This is a genomic window from Rhizobium phaseoli (assembly GCF_001664385.1).
In the GTDB taxonomy this organism is placed as follows: domain Bacteria; phylum Pseudomonadota; class Alphaproteobacteria; order Rhizobiales; family Rhizobiaceae; genus Rhizobium; species Rhizobium phaseoli.
The window spans coordinates 263,617-278,818 of the sequence record NZ_CP013532.1 but is presented as its reverse complement, the minus strand read 5'-3'; the positions used below and the strand labels follow the sequence as shown (position 1 = coordinate 278,818).

Sequence of the window (15,202 nt, the reverse complement as noted above, 5' to 3'; positions counted from 1 at the left end):
GGAAGTCGCGTAGCGAACCGTTTAATATCAGGCACCGCCCTCTCCATTCCTCATTCCTGTGCTTGTCACAGGAATCCAGCGCGCCCAAGTCCTTGGGCGCAGAAGACTCTCTTCTTTGGACAATATTCATTCACCGCGCCGACGCGCCGTGGCTGGATTCCTGTGACGAGCACAGGAATGAGGGTGGGTGGGGTAACGAACGCGTCACCTCGCAAGCTTTATGGGATGGCCACCACGGACCCCTAAAAGCCACCCCGAAAGCGTGGCACCCATGATCGCCCTTCTTGCCCGCCGCTTCGCCGGCCTTGTCATCACCCTCGTCATTGTCTCGCTGCTGATCTTCCTCGTCATGGATCTGCTGCCCGGCGATCCCGCCTCGATCCTGCTCGGCACGTCGGCAAGTCCGGAGACCTTAGCGGCGCTGCGGCACGATCTCGGCCTCGACCAGCCGCTCGTCCTGCGTTACGGGCAATGGCTGGCCGGCGTGCTGTCAGGGGATCTCGGCCGATCCTACACCTATGGTGTCCCGGTCAAGGGATTGATCGTCGAGCGGCTGGCGGTGACGCTGCCGCTGGCGCTGATGGCGATCGCACTTTCGGTGGCGATCGCCCTGCCGCTTGGGGTGCTGGCCGCTTCGCGCCGCGGTCGTGTCTTCGATATCGCCGCAGCGCTGTTTTCACAGATCAGCATCGCAATGCCCGCTTTCTGGGTGGCCCTGCTGCTGATCATTCTGTTTTCGACCATGCTCAGACTGATGCCGGCCGGCGGTTTCCCGGGCTGGGGCGCCGGTCTGCTGCCGGCGTTGCAGGCGCTTGTTCTGCCGGCATTCGCGCTGGCGATGCCGCAGGCGGGCGTGTTGACGCGGGTGGCGCGTTCGGCCGTGCTCGAGACGATGCATGAGGATTTTGCGCGCACCGCGGTGGCCAAAGGGCTTTCGCGAAGCGCCGTGTTGTGGCGGCACGTCGTGCCGAACGCGCTGATCCCGATCCTCACCATGATCGGGCTGCAGTTCACCTTTTTGGTCGCCGGCGCAGTGCTGGTGGAAAACGTCTTCAACCTGCCCGGCCTCGGGCGGCTTGCCCTGCAGGCGCTTTCCCAGCGCGACATCATCGTGATGCAGGATGTCGTGCTGTTCTTCGCCGCCCTCGTCATCGTGGTGAATTTCATCGTCGATCTCTGCTGCCTGGCGATCGATCCCAGGATAAGAAAGGCGGCCTGACCATGATGCCGATCGCAGCCATTGCCACGTCAAGTGGCCGCCGCCCTTTCAGACTTAGCCGGCAAAGGAACTTGATCGCGGGCGCCGTCATCGTCGGGCTGCTGATCGCCGTTGCGCTGCTGTCGCTCGTCTGGACGCCGCTGCCGCCTGAAAAGATGCAGATCGTCCACAAACTGCAGCCGCCGCTTGCCTTCGGCCTGCTCGGCACCGACCAGTTCGGCCGCGACGTGCTGTCGATGCTGATGGCGGGATGCTGGAATTCGCTGTCGATCGCCATCAGCGCGGTTGCGATCGGCGGGACGCTAGGTTCGATCGCCGGCGTTTCGGCGGCAGCAATCCGCGGCCCGTTCGAAGCGCTGCTGATGCGCATCTGCGACGTTATCTTTGCCTTGCCGCCGATCTTGTCGGCCATGATGCTCGGCGCCTTTCTCGGTCCGGGCCGGTTTACCGCGATCGCGGCAATCGCCGTCTTTATGATCCCGGTCTTTGCGCGGGTGACGCTGGCGACTTCGCTGCAGGCATGGAGCCGCGATTATGTGACGGCGGCACGCGCGATCGGCAATACGCGCCTGACCATTTCGCTGCGCCATGTGCTGCCGAATATCATCAGCCAGATCATCATGCATGGGGCGATCCAGCTCGGGCTGGCGATCCTGACCGAGGCCGGTCTCAGCTTTCTCGGGCTCGGCATGGCGCCGCCAGCGCCGACATGGGGCCGGATGCTCGCCGATGCGCAAACCTACTTGGCGTTGGCGCCCTGGCTGGCGGTGCTGCCCGGCCTTGCCATCGCGCTTGCTGTGCTCGGCTTCAACATGCTCGGCGACGGCTTGCGCGATCTTCTCGATCCACGCGAGGCAAGCCGCTGATGTCCCGCCAAAACGAAACGCCGAAGGCCCACACCATGGCCGAAACCGACCTTACTATCCGCGCGCTCAGACGGCGCTTCGCCGATAAAAGCCTTTCGCCGCTCGACTACTGGCTCGCCCTGGAAGATCATATCGCCGCCTGGGAGCCGTCGATTTCAGCGCTCTACCTCTACGATCCGGAGGCGGCGCGGGCGCAGGCGAAAGCATCGGCGGCGCGGTGGGCGAAGGGACGGCCGCTCGGCGCGCTCGACGGTATTCCGGTGACGCTGAAGGAATTGATCGCCACGAAAGGCCAGCCGGTGCCGTTCGGGACCAAGGCGGTGGAGCTGAAACCGGCGGAAGCCGACGCGCCGGCCGCCGCCCGGCTGCGCGAAGATGGCGCGGTGATCTTCGCCAAGACCACCTGCCCCGATTACGGCATGCTTTCCTCCGGCCTTTCGAGCTTCCATGCTCTCAGCCGCAATCCCTGGAACATCACACAGAATCCCGGCGGATCGAGCGCCGGGGCTGCCGGCGCGGCGGCGGCCGGCTACGGGCCGCTGCATATCGGCACGGATATCGGCGGCTCGGTGCGCCTGCCCGCCGGCTGGACCGGCATTTTCGGCTTCAAGCCGAGCCACGGGCGCATCCCGGCCGATCCCTATTATGTCGGGCGCTGCCTCGGCCCGATGACGCGCAGGGTCGAAGATGCGGCCTTTTCCATGGCGACGCTGTCACGGCCGGACTGGCGCGACGGCACCAGCCTGCCGCCGAACGATTTCGACTGGATGGATCTCGGAATCGACATGTCAGGCATGAAGATCGGTCTGATGCTCGATGCCGGCTGCGGGCTTGCGGTGGATGACGAAATCAGGGACGCGGTCGAAGCGGCGGCAAGAAGCTTCGAGAAGGCCGGCGCCACCATCCTATCCGTCCAGCCGGTGCTGACGCGCGCCATGCTTGACGGGCTCGACAGTTTCTGGCGCGCCCGCCTGTGGAGCGATATCGCTGGCCTGGATGAAGAGCGGCGCGACAGTATCCTGCCCTATATAGGCGATTGGGCAAAGGCCGGCGCCGAAGTCAGCGGCGTCGATGCGGTCAGAGGCTTCAACCAGACGATCGAAATGCGCCGGAGCTGCGGACGGCTGTTCACGACGATCGACGCGCTGCTCTCGCCGACCAACCCGATCATTTCCTATCCGGCCGAATGGGCATCGCCGACCAACGATCCGGCAAGGCCGTTCGAACATATCGCCTTCACCGTGCCATGGAACATGTCGGAACAGCCGGCCGCCTCGATCAATTGCGGCTTCTCTCGGTCGGGCATGCCGATCGGCCTGCAGATCGTCGGGCCACGCTTCGACGACATGCGGGTCCTCAGGCTGTCGAAAGCCTTCGAAGATTGGACGGGCGGCGTGAGCGCCTGGCCGCGGCCGCCGGTCACTTGAATGGGCGGCGATAGCCGGTCGGCTGTTGATAGAGCGAGCCGATGCGCGCGACGGCAGCCTCGAAATTCTCCCGCGCCACCGTCATGCTGTGACCATTGGCATGAAGGATGGTCTGCGGATCCTCGAAAATCGCCACATGGCCCTTCCAGAATACCAGATCGCCGCGACGGATTTCAGAACGGTCGATCGCTTCGCCGAGGCCGGCTGCCTGCATGTCGGCATCACGCGGCGCCTGTCGGCCGGTCATCAGCATCGCAAGCTGGACGAGGCCGGAGCAATCGATGCCAAGACCGGAACGTCCGCCCCAGAGATAGGGCGTCTCCAGCAATCGGCCGGCAATCTCGACATAATCGGCACCGTCGAGAGCACCGATCGGCCGGACGTGCCTGGCAAAGATCGTGGTTCCATCCGCGAGCACGACATAATGATTGCCTCGCACTTCCGCCTCGCTGGCGACGTGAACGCGGCTTCCCATCGAGAGCGTCGTCAGGTGCGGTTTGCGCAGCTCGGGCTCCGGGTAGAGGAAGGTGCGCGGCACGGTGACGATGTGGGTCGGTACCGGATCAATTTGCGAGAGCGCGTCTGCAGGGAGATAGCCGACATAACCGTCCGATGCGGCTTTCACCCAGCACCAGCCATCGGCGCGATCGAAAACCGTCACCTGCTCGCCAAGAAGCAGTTCCGTATCGATGCCGCGCGCAAGCTCTGGCTGAGGACGCAAGCCAATGACGGGAACGGCGACGCGTGCCGGCGTGCCTTGCACGAAGCGCGACGCCTCCACCTTGCCTTCGAGGTCTGCTTCCGCGAGATCGGGCCTATAGGCATGCAGGCGGCGGTCGAACATCGTCATTCCCATTCCTTTTAGATCGCCCTTCAGATCGGCAGGCGCCGACCCTGATCACGGACGAGATCGCCAAGCTTTTCCAGGTAAAGCGCCCCGCCGACGGTGCGCTTGATGATGACGTTGCGCCGATCGGCATTGTCCCGCACACGATCGACCAGGCCCATCTCGCCCATCGTGTCCAGGGCGCGGGTAATGACCGGCTTGGTGACACCGAGCGTGGCGGCAAGCCCGCGCACGGTGTGGGGCGGCGGCACCAGATAAATATGCAGCAGGATCGCCATCTGTCGCAACGTCAAATCGCGATCGTCAAGGCGCACCTGATCGAGCGCCACGCCATGCCAGAGTCCCAGCGCCTGCGAGGCGGTCAGTTCGATCGGCACGGCCCCTCCGGAAAATCGTTACGCTAGCGTTTCATTTTCCGGCAGTTGCCATGGACATGCAAGGGCCGCCGGCAATTGCCGTCCGGCAGGGTGAATAAAATTTTAACGATCGCCCTCCGCCCCACCGCCGGCGCGGTTCGGCCGGCGTGCCTTAGAACAGGATAAATCCTGTTCTAAATTAAAGAGTTAGAGCATGATGTCGTCCGAAAACCGCGTACACTTTTCGGCATCATGCTCTAGCGCAAGCCCGTGCGGATATGATGAAACAGCGCGCGGATCGCCTGGGCTTCGCCGCCACCCGGCGAATGCGGCCGTTCAGACTGGGCCCAACCGTAAATGTCGAAATGCGCCCAGCTCTTCGCCTTGCTGACGAAACGCTTGAGGAAAAGCGCTGCGGTGATCGCTCCCGCCATGCCGCCGGCCGGCGCGTTGGTGAGATCGGCGAATTTGGCGCGGATGTCCTTTTCGTAACCGGGGTAGAGCGGCAGGCGCCAGATCGGATCGTCCGTTTCCAGGCTCGCTTCGGTCAGGTCATGCGCCAGATTGGCGTCGTCGGTGAAGAAGGGCGGAAGATCCGGGCCCAGCGCAACGCGAGCGGCACCGGTCAGCGTCGCCATGTCAATCAGGAGCTCGGGCTCCTCCTCGTCGGCATAGGCCAGCGCATCGGCCAGGATCAGGCGGCCTTCGGCGTCGGTATTGTCGATCTGGACGGTGAGGCCTTTGCGGCTGCGATAAATGTCCCCTGGGCGGAAGGCGTTGGAGGAGATTGCGTTTTCGACGACCGGAACGATGACACGCAGATCGACCTTCAGCTTGGCGTCCATGATCATCAGGGCGAGCCCCATGACATTGGCGGCGCCGCCCATATCCTTCTTCATCAGCAGCATCGAGGCGGCCGGCTTGATGTCGAGGCCGCCGGTATCGAAGCAGACGCCCTTGCCGACGAGCGTCACCTTGCGATGGCCCTTCTTGCCCCAGCGCAGTTCGAGAAGGCGCGGTGCATCGGCGCTGGCGCGGCCGACGGTATGGACGAGCGGGAAATTTTGCTCAAGCAGTTCGTCACCTGTGATCACCGACATTTCCGCCTTATAATGCTGGGCGAGACCGCGGAAAGCCGCCTCGAGCTGGTCCGGCCCCATGTCGTTCGTCGGCGTATTGATCAGATCGCGGGCGAGGAAGACGCCGGCGAGCTGGCGCTTGATGTCGGCGCCGTCGGCATCGCTTGGAATGAGCATTGTCGCGGCGGCAGATTTTTCCGATTTGTAGCGGTCGAAACGGTAGCTGCCGAGCCCGAAGCCGAGGGCCAGGCGATTTGCCGTCAGCGGCGCGGTCTCGATGTGCCAGTCGCCGGCCGGCAGCGCAAGCGCGAGCCTGCCGGTGATATAAGGCTGTTCGGATGGATTGGTGCCGAGGCCGAAAAGCGCGCCGCCGAGATGGCCTTCGGCGGTCGGGATCAGCAGCAGCGATCCGCTCTCGGCCTTGTATCCTGCCTTTTTCGCCCAGTCGAGGGCGATCGGATCGATCGTGCCGGTCTCGATATGGGCGGGCGTGACGGCAAAGATCGGCAGCGTCGAACCGCCCTTCGTGTTGAAGGGGGTCGGTCTTTCGATGAACTGGTAGGGGGCCATGATTGTCCTTCGGCGGTCGTCAGGAATCACTCCTTAACGGTCTGTTAGGGTTAACAGACTATTGCTGGAGCGAAGATTGCGTCAAACCTTTCCCTGTCCCGCGTTCGAGGTGAGGCGCCGATTTCGGAATCAGGAACGCGTCATGCCTGCCTCGCTCACCACCAAATCTACCAATCGCTTCCTGCAGGGCGTCGCGGCGTCGCTGATCGTCCTTGCACTGGCGGGCTGCTCGACGACGACCAAGGACCGGATGACGACAGGTTCGGTGCCGAAACTTACCAAGCCAGTCGAAGAGATGGACGCGACCGAGCTGCGCTCGGCGACGGACCGGCTCGGCCAGGCTTATGAAAAGAACCCGCGTGATCCCGTTACCGGCGTCAGCTATGCCAATCTGCTCCGCATGAACGGCCGCGACGCGCAGGCTCTCGCCGTCATGCAGCAGGTGGCGATCGCCAATCCGGGCGACCGAAACGTGCTGGCCGCCTATGGCAAGGCACAAGCGGCAGCCGGGCAGTTCCAGCAGGCGCTCGACACGATCGGCCGGGCCCAGACCCCGGATCGTCCGGACTGGAAGCTGGTCTCGGCCCAAGGCGCGATCCTTGATCAGATGGGCCGGGCAAGCGAGGCCAGGCAACGTTATCGCGACGCGCTCGATATCCAGCCGAACGAGCCGTCCATCCTGTCCAATCTCGGAATGTCCTACGTGCTGACCGGCGATCTGCGCACAGCTGAAACCTATCTGCGCTCCGCCGCCGGCCAACCAAACGCCGACAGCCGCGTCAGGCAGAACCTGGCGCTCGTCGTCGGCCTGCAGGGACGTTTTGCGGAAGCCGAGCAGATCGCGCGGCGCGAGCTTTCGCCGCAGCAGGCCGATGCCAATGTCGCCTATCTCAGAGGTATGCTGTCGCAGCAGAATTCCTGGCAGAAACTCGCCGCCAAGGACAAAGCGCCGGCAGCAGCGGGCGACAGCAATACCAATTGACGGGCATTAACGCCGAAGACGGCCTCCGGGTAATGATTTAACGGGCGCTGAGACCCGAAAGTATGAGACGGAGGCCGAGGCCGCCCATGACGGCACCGGCGGCCCGGTCGATCCAGCTCTTCGCAGCCAGATAGAAGCGCCGCGGACGGCGAGCGGAAAAAGCCAGCGCCACGATCGAGTACCATCCCGCCTCCACTGCAAAGACGCCGAGCGGCAGGGCAATGATCAGGTCGAGTGGGACCGTCCTCGGAAGAAGCGCGGCAAACAGACTGGCATAGACGATGATCGTCTTCGGGTTGCTGAGTTGGGTCAGCAACGCAGTCGTGAAGCTGCGCATCGGCGCGCGGCGGCCGTTGACGGTGTCGCACACCGCGAGCGGCTGCGCAGCGCCTCTCCAGATATTGACGGCGATATAGAGAAGATAGGCGCCGCCCGCGACTTTGAGCAGCAGATAGAGCCATTCAAACTGCGACAGCAGCGCCGTCAGTCCGGCGAGCGCCAGCGCGGCAAAAACGACGCCACCGCCCCCCATGCCGAGCGCGGCCGCAAGGCCATCGAGCCTTGACCGCGAAATGGCGATCCTCGAGACGACGACGAAGCTTGGGCCGGGGCTCACCGCGCCGACTGCCAGGGCTGCCATGATGCTGATGAAAATTCCAATCGAAGACATCGAAAGCTTTCTCCGGGAATGAGCGAGCGCCGGGGCAGGTGCAAGCGCCCGCCCGATGGCCGTCGACCTCATTTACCAGCTGTGCAGGCGCCCGTCACGCAAGGTTTGGCGGCTTGGAAACCGTCAGAACTTGTCCGCCACCTGGATTCCCGCCGGACCGAGGATAACGGCAATCAGCACCGGCAGGAAGAACAGGATCATCGGCACTGTCAGTTTCGGCGGCAGGGCGGCCGCCTTCTTTTCCGCTTCGTTCATGCGCTCGTCGCGCCCTTCCTGAGCGAGAACGCGCAGCGCCTGGGCGACCGGCGTGCCGTAGCGATCGGCCTGGATCAGTGCCTGAGTCACCGAGCGCACCAGTTCGATCTGGGTGCGCATGGCAAGGTTTTCGAGCGCCACCCGGCGATCCGGCAGGAAGGAAAGCTCTGCCGTCGTCAGGACCATCTCCTCGGCAAGCGGCGGCGACTGCTCGCCAAGCTCCTCCGACACGCGACGCATCGCCGCCTCGATCGAAATGCCGGATTCGACGCAGATCAGCATCAGGTCCAGTGCATCCGGCCAGGCGCGCTTGATCGAATGCTGACGCTTGCCCATGCGGTTGGAGATATAGATGTTGGGCGCGTAGAAGCCGACATAACCGATGCCGATGACGGCAAAGAGGCGGATGGGCATGCCCCTTTCGGCAAGGTTGCCGAGGCCGAAGACCCAGAAGGCGGCAAGCGCCAGAAAGAGGAAGGGCAGCAGGAAGCGCGCGACGAGGAAGGTATTCAACGCATTTTCCGAGCGGAAACCGGCGGCGCGGAGCTTGTTGACCGTATTTTCGTCGACGAGCGCCTGGCGCAGGTTGAACCGCTCGACGATCTGGCGGACCGAGCGGTTGTTCTGGCTGCGGAGCGACGCCTTGCCGGCGCCCGGGTCGGCATTCATGCGAGCGCGTTCGCGGGCGCGGATCTGCTCGCGCTCGGTCGAAACGGCCTTCATGCGCTTGGTTAGATCACCGCGCTCGAAAAACGGGATGGCGATCGTGTAGAAAGTGGCGAAGACGGCGATCGCGACGAAGACGGCGATCAGCATGCCCGGATTGGTCAGTGTTGCGGCGAGGTCCTGCGACATGGTGCTTCCTTCCGCTAGATGTCAAAATTGACCATGTTGCGCATGACGAAGATGCCGATCGACATCCAGACCGCCGAGATACCCATGATGAGATGGCCGCGCGGGTCGGTGAAAAGGATCATCATGTAGTTCGGCGAAGTCAGGTAGACGAGGGTCGCGACGATGAAGGGCAGCGCGCCGATGATGACGGCCGATGCCTTGGCTTCCATCGACAGCGCCGACACCTTGGCCTTCATCTTGCGGCGCTCGCGCAGCACCTTGGAGAGATTGCCGATCGCTTCCGACAGATTGCCGCCCGCCTGCGACTGGATGGCGATGACGATCGCGAAGAAGTTGACTTCCTGGAGCGGCATGTGGAGCGTCATGCGGGCACAGGCGTCGGGAATGCTGAGGCCCACTTGCTGCGCCTCTATGACCCGCCGGAACTCGCTCTTGACCGGCTCGGTGCCTTCGGTTCCGATGAGCCGGATTGCATCATTGAGCGGCAGGCCTGACTTGATCGAGCGGGTGATGACATCGAGCGCATTGGGGAGCTCGTTGAGGAATTTGTTCTGGCGGCGCTTGATCAGGAAGCCGAGAACCCAGCGCGGCAGGCCGAGACCGGCGACGACGGCAATGCCGATCATGACCATCCATGATGCGCCGACGACGAAGGCGACGAACAGCAGCACCGAAGCGAAGACGGCACTGATGAGATAGAATTTCCCCACACTGATCGGCAGGCCGGCCTGTAACAGGCGGGATTTCATCGACAGGGTCTTGCGGGTTTTTTCGTGCTGGCGCTTTTCCAGATCCTTCAGATTGTCCTGCACCGATTTGCGCCGCTTCGACAGTTCCTGCACGCGGTCGCGGGCAGCCTTGACCTTGACCCGGTCGACCTCTGCCGATTTCACACGATTGATGCGGCTTGCCGATTTCTTGTCGGCCTCGATCCGGGAAAACATCAGGGCATAGGCGACCGCCGCCGCTGAAACTGCGGCGAGGACGACGATTGCCAGGACTATCGGATCGAACCCGAACATCAGCCTAATCCTTGGTTTTCGCTTCCATCGCGTCGAGGGCGGCGGCCAGGCGCTTTTCCTCGTTGAAATAACGCGCCCGATCCCAGAAATGCGGTTTGCCGACGCCGGTCGACATGTGCCGGCCGATCAATCGGCCGCCCGCGTCTTCGCCTTCGATCTCGTAGCGCATCAGATCCTGGGTGATGATGACGTCGCCTTCCATCCCGATCACCTCGGTAATTTGGGTGATGCGGCGGGAACCGTCGCGCAGGCGCGCCGCCTGGATGATGACGTCAACCGAGGTGGAGATGATCTCGCGCACCGTTTTTGCCGGCAGCGTGAAGCCACCCATTGCGATCATCGATTCGATACGGCTCAGGCATTCGCGCGGGGTGTTGGCGTGGATCGTGCCCATCGAGCCGTCGTGGCCGGTGTTCATCGCCTGCAACAGGTCGAAAACCTCGGGTCCGCGCACTTCGCCGACGATGATGCGCTCGGGACGCATACGCAGGCAGTTCTTGACGAGATCGCGCATGGTGATCTCGCCCTCGCCTTCGATATTCGGCGGGCGCGTTTCCAGACGCACGACATGCGGCTGCTGCAGCTGCAGTTCGGCCGTGTCCTCGCAGGTGATGACGCGTTCGTCGCGGTCGATATAGTTGGTCAGGCAGTTCAGGAGGGTCGTTTTACCCGAACCCGTGCCGCCTGAGATGATGACGTTGCAGCGCACCCGCCCGATGATCTGCAGCACGGTCGCGCCTTCCGGCGTGATCGCGCCGAAACGGACGAGCTGATCGAGCGTCAGCTTGTCCTTCTTGAATTTGCGGATGGTGAGCGCCGGCCCGTCGATCGACAGCGGCGGCGCGATGACGTTGACGCGCGAGCCATCGGGCAGGCGTGCGTCGCAGATCGGGCTCGATTCATCGACGCGCCGGCCGACCTGGCTGACAATGCGCTGGCAGATGGAGAGAAGCTGCGCGTTGTCGCGAAACCGGATTTCCGATTCGATCGTCTTGCCGCCGACTTCGATGAAGGTCTGGCCGGCGCCGTTGACCATGATGTCGGCGATGTCGTCGCGCGCCAGCAGCGGCTCCAGCGGGCCATAGCCGAGGACGTCGTTGCAGATATCTTCGAGCAGTTCCTCCTGCTCGGAGATCGACATCGCGAAATTCTTGATGGTGATGATGTCGTTGACGATGTCGCGGATTTCCTCACGCGCGCTTTCGCCGTCAAGCTTGGAAAGCTGCGAGAGATCGATCGTGTCGATCAGTGCAGAAAAGACCTGCTGTTTGGTGTCGTAATATTCGTCGGTGCGGACCGGCCGCTTGCGCTGCGGCGCCTGCATCGGCGGCGGCGCTACCTGCTGGCGCTGGTTCTCGCGCGCGGGTTCGACCAGAATGGAGGGAGAGGAAGCCACGGGCGCGGGCGCGGCCGGAGCCGGCGGCGGAGAAGCGATCGCACCTCCAGCCTTTCCGAAACCTTCGTTTCCGCGTTTTCCAAACATGCCGCTTCTTCTTTCTATTCGTCTACTTGCGCTTCAGGAGGCCAAGCAGGCCGCCCTTCTTCGCCTTCCTGATCGCCGCTCGACCGGTGACTATGTGCGATATCTGCGAAAAGGTTTCCGCCGTCGGCGACCGGGGATCGACTTCCGAGATCATCCGGCCGCTGTTGGCGGCGTTGCCGAAGAGGTTGATGTCGAAGGGGATGATCGCGATCGGATCGATCTCCAGCGGCTCACAGAAATCCGACGGCGATATCTCGGGACGTTTCGGCATGCCGACCTGATTGAGGATGAGATGCGGCGGCTTGTCATTCGGCCGCATCTTGCGCAGCGCATCCAGCATGTTTTTGGTGTTGCGCAGGTTGGCAAGATCGGGAACCGCCGCGATGACCACCTCGTCGACGCTCGCCAGCACCGAGCGGGTCCATTCCGACCATGCATGCGGAACGTCGAGCACGGTGACCGGGGCGCTGCGCTGCAAGACGTCGAGCACCGGCTGGAAAGCCTGGCCGTCGAAATCATAGGCGCGGTCGAGCAGCGAGGGGGCGGCGAGCAGCGACAGATGCTCGGAACATTTCGTCAGCAGGCGGTCGAGGAAGACTTCGTCGAGACGATCGGGCGCGAAGACCGCTTCGGCGATGCCCTGGGCCGGATCCTGGTCGAAGTCGATATTCGCCGTGCCATAGGGCAGGTCGAGGTCGGCAAGAATCGTCTCGGTGGAGAAGAGATTGGAGATGCCGAACGCGCAATTATGGGCGATGGTCGAGGCGCCAACACCGCCCTTCGAACCGATGAAGGCGATGCTGCGGCCGAGCGGCTCGGCTTCCGGATCGACGAAGATCGAGGCCATCGCCGCAAGGATGTCGGGCATGGCGACGGGCTGGACCATATATTCGGAAATTCCGTTGCGGATCAGCTCGCGATACAGTCCGATGTCGTTGTAGTAGCCGACGATGACGACCTTGGTGGTCGGATCGCAGACCGCGGCGAGCGGAGCGAGTTCGGCAAGCAGGCTTCCGACATTCGCCTTGGTTTCGAGGATGATGAGGTTCGGCGTCGGCGCACCGGAAAACATATTGGCGGCAGCGGCGATACCGCCGCTGGTGATGCGCAGGCTGACCTTCGCCATGCGCCGATCATTGGCGCAACGCTCCATGACATTCTGCAGGGTCTCGCTCTCGCAGAAGGCGTGAACCGAGATGCGCGGCAGCGGCCGCATGGCCTCCAGATCCGCCATGCGCACCGCCTCTTCGGCATGACGAAGCTCGCTGGGATTCTTGATCTCGTATTCGATGGCGCTCATCGTCCCGTCTCGCCTCAGAAGCTGCTGTCGCTGCCGGCGACATCTTCGATCGTCGTTGTCGTCGTTCGGTATTCCTGGATCGCGTTGTTGCGCCGCTGCGCGTCGATCGGCGTCATGCCGCGAGGCGCCACCAGATCCTCCGGATTGGCGACCTGGGCGGCGAGGTTGTTCTGTGTGGCGCAGCCGAAATTATAGTAATTCTGATTGGCGAAATCGTTCGAGATGTCCTTCGGCCACTGACCGCACTGCGTGGTGATCGCGGTCGTGCCGGTGAAGCTCAGGCGGATTGGTGCCGCATCGCCGGCACCGGCGGCGGCGTAGGAGGTATTGATGATTTTCGAGCTCGCGATCCCTCTCGACGCCAGCTCCGCACGGACCTGATTGCGCAGCTGATGGGCCGCCGCCGAATTCGGCGAACCTTCCGGCGACAAGACGTAGACCGGGCCGGAGGCGCGGGAGACATAGTTTGCGGCAAAGCCGCGGATGAGGTCGCGCTGGGCGATGGTCAGGCGCCGATCGGTGGAAGCAACCGGAATATCCACCGTCTGCTCGGCCTCGGTGACGATGATCGGGTGACGGGCACGGTAATCATCCGGGATGCCGCCGGTCGTCAGCTGGTCGTGCGGACCGGCGCATCCGGAAAGGACCGCCACTGAAACGGCGGCCGTGACGAAGAGCGCCTTGGAGATTGCGAGCCGGGGTGTCGTCCAATTCATGAAGGCCATCGCCTGATCTCTGTTCTGTGCCATTGCTGCCGATGCCTCTCCACTCATTTGTAGATAAACCCGATCGAGCCGTGGAACTGTGCATCCGCGACGGGTGCCTCGCGGCGGCCATAGACCTTGTTGACACGGTTGAGGAAGAAGGTCGCACCGTCATTCTCGGGGCTGAAATTGTCATCCGGCCGGTTCAGCTGGTTGCGCGCCACCGGACGCACCAGATAGGGCGTCGCGATGATGACGAGCTCGGTTTCCTGACGTTCAAAGCCCTTCTGACGGAACAGCGTTCCGAGCAGCGGAATCTTCGAGACGCCGGGCGTGCCGCCCATCGTCTGGGAGACATTGTCGCGGATGAGGCCGGCGAGTGCGATCGAGCCGCCCGAGGGCAGCTCCACCGAGGTCTCTGCCGAACGGCGCTGGTAGGTGGCGTTGCCGCTACCGGCCACCGGCTCGGAGACGTTGGTCTTGATCTCCAGGCTGATACGCCCCGACGACAGAACAACCGGCTTGAAGGCGAGGTTGATACCGTAATTGAAGGGAACGACAGTGACGTTGCCGTCATTGTCGGTCGTCGAATAGAGCTGCTGGCCGCCGGAATTGAATGTCGCCGCCTGGCCCGAGATCGCCGTCAATGTCGGCTCGGCCAGGGTCCTGACCACCTTGGCCTGTTCCAGCGCGTTGAGATAGGTGGAGATATCGTATTTGCCGATCGAGCTCTTGAAGAGAGCCGCCAGGCCGCCGCCGACCGTCGCCGTCGCGCTGTCGGCGCTAGGAGTGCCGAGCTGGGCGACCGTCATGCCGGAAGAATTGGATATCAGGTTGTCGAAGCCGAGCTGCTTCAGCACCTCACGACGGACCTCGGCGATCGTCACCTTGAGGGTGACCTGGTCCTCACCCTCGATCTTCAGCAGATTGACGACCTGGGAGGTCTGCCGGCCTTCGGCAAAGAGCGCCACCGCGCTGTCGCCGCCGGTGCCGGACGCTGTCTCTGTTCTCGTCGTCGCCTCGCCGCCCTTCAGGAATACCTGGGCGAGATCGGCGGCCTGCGTGGCATCCTGCGGGGTGCGCACGGTGCCGGTCAGGACGATGTTGTCGGAGACGATTTCGACGTTGATATTGGAGTCGGGAATGAAGCGGCGGAGATTGGCTTCGAGACCGGAGACGTCGCGTTCGATCTCGATATCGAGGTTGATGATCTCCTGCCCGCCGGCGCCAAAGACAAATATATTCGTCTGACCGACCTTCTTGCCGAACAGGTAGATGCGCCGCGACGTCCGTGTCACGGCATCGGCCATGCTCGGATCGGATACAAGAATATCGTGCGCATCCTCCGGCAGATCGACGACCACAGCCTTGTTCAGCCCGAGCTTCAGCCGACGGTGGGCGTCGGGGCCGGTCTGCGCGATGCGGATAAGGTTTCCGGAATCGGCACGCGCCTCATCGACGGCGAGAAGCGGCCCGAAAGTGGCTGGCGCCATGCCGGTGACACTGATCGCAAGCGAAAGGCTGCCTATCAGGAGAAGCTTGGCGCGCCGCGTTGAATTGCCCATTT

The 15,202-nt window shown here is 63.1% G+C and carries 14 protein-coding genes; 4 read left to right on the top strand and 10 right to left on the bottom strand.

Annotated elements, in window-relative coordinates; all coding sequences use genetic code 11:
* The first annotated feature begins 271 nt into the window (after positions 1-271).
* From AMC88_RS01315 to AMC88_RS01305, 3 genes are read left to right on the top strand one after another with little or no spacing between them, the layout of a single operon-like run.
* On the top strand, positions 272-1,219 hold the full coding sequence (locus AMC88_RS01315; RefSeq protein WP_064824689.1) for an ABC transporter permease: 948 nt from the start codon (positions 272-274) through the stop codon (positions 1,217-1,219).
* Positions 1,220-1,221: 2 nt separating this feature from the next.
* Positions 1,222-2,085, top strand: a complete 864-nt coding sequence (locus AMC88_RS01310) for an ABC transporter permease (RefSeq protein WP_064824688.1) — start codon at positions 1,222-1,224, stop codon at positions 2,083-2,085.
* A 35-nt stretch (positions 2,086-2,120) separates the two neighbouring features.
* A complete protein-coding gene (locus AMC88_RS01305; protein WP_064825785.1) occupies positions 2,121-3,512 on the top strand; it encodes an amidase in 1,392 nt (463 codons plus the stop codon).
* Here the strand turns inward: AMC88_RS01305 and AMC88_RS01300 are convergent.
* The 3 genes from AMC88_RS01300 to AMC88_RS01290 form a co-directional block, all read right to left on the bottom strand.
* Positions 3,505-4,362 carry a C40 family peptidase gene (locus tag AMC88_RS01300; protein WP_064824687.1) on the bottom strand — a complete coding sequence of 286 codons (858 nt, stop codon included), beginning with the start codon at positions 4,360-4,362 and terminating at the stop codon, positions 3,505-3,507. The genes AMC88_RS01305 and AMC88_RS01300 overlap by 8 nt on opposite strands.
* Positions 4,363-4,385: 23 nt before the next feature.
* Positions 4,386-4,736, bottom strand: coding sequence for a MarR family winged helix-turn-helix transcriptional regulator (locus AMC88_RS01295; RefSeq protein WP_010024908.1), 351 nt, complete (start codon positions 4,734-4,736; stop codon positions 4,386-4,388).
* A 236-nt stretch (positions 4,737-4,972) separates the two neighbouring features.
* Positions 4,973-6,364 carry a leucyl aminopeptidase family protein gene (locus AMC88_RS01290; protein WP_064824686.1) on the bottom strand — a complete coding sequence of 464 codons (1,392 nt, stop codon included), beginning with the start codon at positions 6,362-6,364 and terminating at the stop codon, positions 4,973-4,975.
* 142 nt (positions 6,365-6,506) lie between these two features.
* On the opposite strand from AMC88_RS01290, the gene AMC88_RS01285 reads away from it, so the two are divergent.
* Positions 6,507-7,346 (top strand): tetratricopeptide repeat protein, encoded by an 840-nt coding sequence (locus AMC88_RS01285; RefSeq protein WP_004668686.1) that lies wholly within the window; start codon positions 6,507-6,509, stop codon positions 7,344-7,346.
* A gap of 37 nt (positions 7,347-7,383) precedes the next feature.
* Here AMC88_RS01285 and AMC88_RS01280 read toward each other — a convergent pair whose 3' ends face one another.
* The 7 genes from AMC88_RS01280 to AMC88_RS01250 form a co-directional block, all read right to left on the bottom strand.
* On the bottom strand, positions 7,384-8,016 hold the full coding sequence (locus tag AMC88_RS01280; RefSeq protein ID WP_064824685.1) for a LysE family translocator: 633 nt from the start codon (positions 8,014-8,016) through the stop codon (positions 7,384-7,386).
* Between the two features lie 123 nt (positions 8,017-8,139).
* Positions 8,140-9,126: a type II secretion system F family protein gene (locus AMC88_RS01275; RefSeq protein WP_004668688.1), complete on the bottom strand. Its 987-nt coding sequence runs from the start codon at positions 9,124-9,126 to the stop codon at positions 8,140-8,142.
* Positions 9,127-9,140: 14 nt separating this feature from the next.
* Positions 9,141-10,148, bottom strand: a complete 1,008-nt coding sequence (locus AMC88_RS01270; protein ID WP_004668689.1) for a type II secretion system F family protein — start codon at positions 10,146-10,148, stop codon at positions 9,141-9,143.
* Positions 10,149-10,152: 4 nt separating this feature from the next.
* Positions 10,153-11,631 (bottom strand): CpaF family protein, encoded by a 1,479-nt coding sequence (locus AMC88_RS01265; protein ID WP_064824684.1) that lies wholly within the window; start codon positions 11,629-11,631, stop codon positions 10,153-10,155.
* A gap of 22 nt (positions 11,632-11,653) precedes the next feature.
* A complete protein-coding gene (locus tag AMC88_RS01260; RefSeq protein WP_012482277.1) occupies positions 11,654-12,931 on the bottom strand; it encodes a CpaE/TadZ family protein in 1,278 nt (425 codons plus the stop codon).
* A gap of 14 nt (positions 12,932-12,945) precedes the next feature.
* Entirely contained in the window at positions 12,946-13,704 is a 759-nt protein-coding gene (locus AMC88_RS01255; RefSeq protein WP_012482276.1) for a CpaD family pilus assembly protein, read from the bottom strand.
* On the bottom strand, positions 13,701-15,200 hold the full coding sequence (locus AMC88_RS01250; RefSeq protein WP_064824683.1) for a type II and III secretion system protein family protein: 1,500 nt from the start codon (positions 15,198-15,200) through the stop codon (positions 13,701-13,703). Before AMC88_RS01250 ends, AMC88_RS01255 begins: the two co-directional genes overlap by 4 nt.
* Positions 15,201-15,202 lie beyond the last annotated feature (2 nt).

Excerpts from the sequence above, each read along its gene's own strand:
- AMC88_RS01260 (WP_012482277.1), bottom strand. The coding sequence starts at position 12,931 with ATGAGCGCCATCGAATACGAGATCAAGAATCCCAGCGAGCTTCGTCAT.
- AMC88_RS01285 (WP_004668686.1), top strand. The coding sequence starts at position 6,507 with ATGCCTGCCTCGCTCACCACCAAATCTACCAATCGCTTCCTGCAGGGC.
- AMC88_RS01310 (WP_064824688.1), top strand. The coding sequence starts at position 1,222 with ATGATGCCGATCGCAGCCATTGCCACGTCAAGTGGCCGCCGCCCTTTC.
- AMC88_RS01250 (WP_064824683.1), bottom strand. The coding sequence starts at position 15,200 with ATGGGCAATTCAACGCGGCGCGCCAAGCTTCTCCTGATAGGCAGCCTT.
- AMC88_RS01315 (WP_064824689.1), top strand. The coding sequence starts at position 272 with ATGATCGCCCTTCTTGCCCGCCGCTTCGCCGGCCTTGTCATCACCCTC.
- AMC88_RS01290 (WP_064824686.1), bottom strand. The coding sequence starts at position 6,364 with ATGGCCCCCTACCAGTTCATCGAAAGACCGACCCCCTTCAACACGAAG.
- AMC88_RS01265 (WP_064824684.1), bottom strand. The coding sequence starts at position 11,631 with ATGTTTGGAAAACGCGGAAACGAAGGTTTCGGAAAGGCTGGAGGTGCG.
- AMC88_RS01255 (WP_012482276.1), bottom strand. The coding sequence starts at position 13,704 with ATGAGTGGAGAGGCATCGGCAGCAATGGCACAGAACAGAGATCAGGCG.
- AMC88_RS01305 (WP_064825785.1), top strand. The coding sequence starts at position 2,121 with ATGGCCGAAACCGACCTTACTATCCGCGCGCTCAGACGGCGCTTCGCC.
- AMC88_RS01280 (WP_064824685.1), bottom strand. The coding sequence starts at position 8,016 with ATGTCTTCGATTGGAATTTTCATCAGCATCATGGCAGCCCTGGCAGTC.
- AMC88_RS01275 (WP_004668688.1), bottom strand. The coding sequence starts at position 9,126 with ATGTCGCAGGACCTCGCCGCAACACTGACCAATCCGGGCATGCTGATC.
- AMC88_RS01300 (WP_064824687.1), bottom strand. The coding sequence starts at position 4,362 with ATGACGATGTTCGACCGCCGCCTGCATGCCTATAGGCCCGATCTCGCG.
- AMC88_RS01270 (WP_004668689.1), bottom strand. The coding sequence starts at position 10,148 with ATGTTCGGGTTCGATCCGATAGTCCTGGCAATCGTCGTCCTCGCCGCA.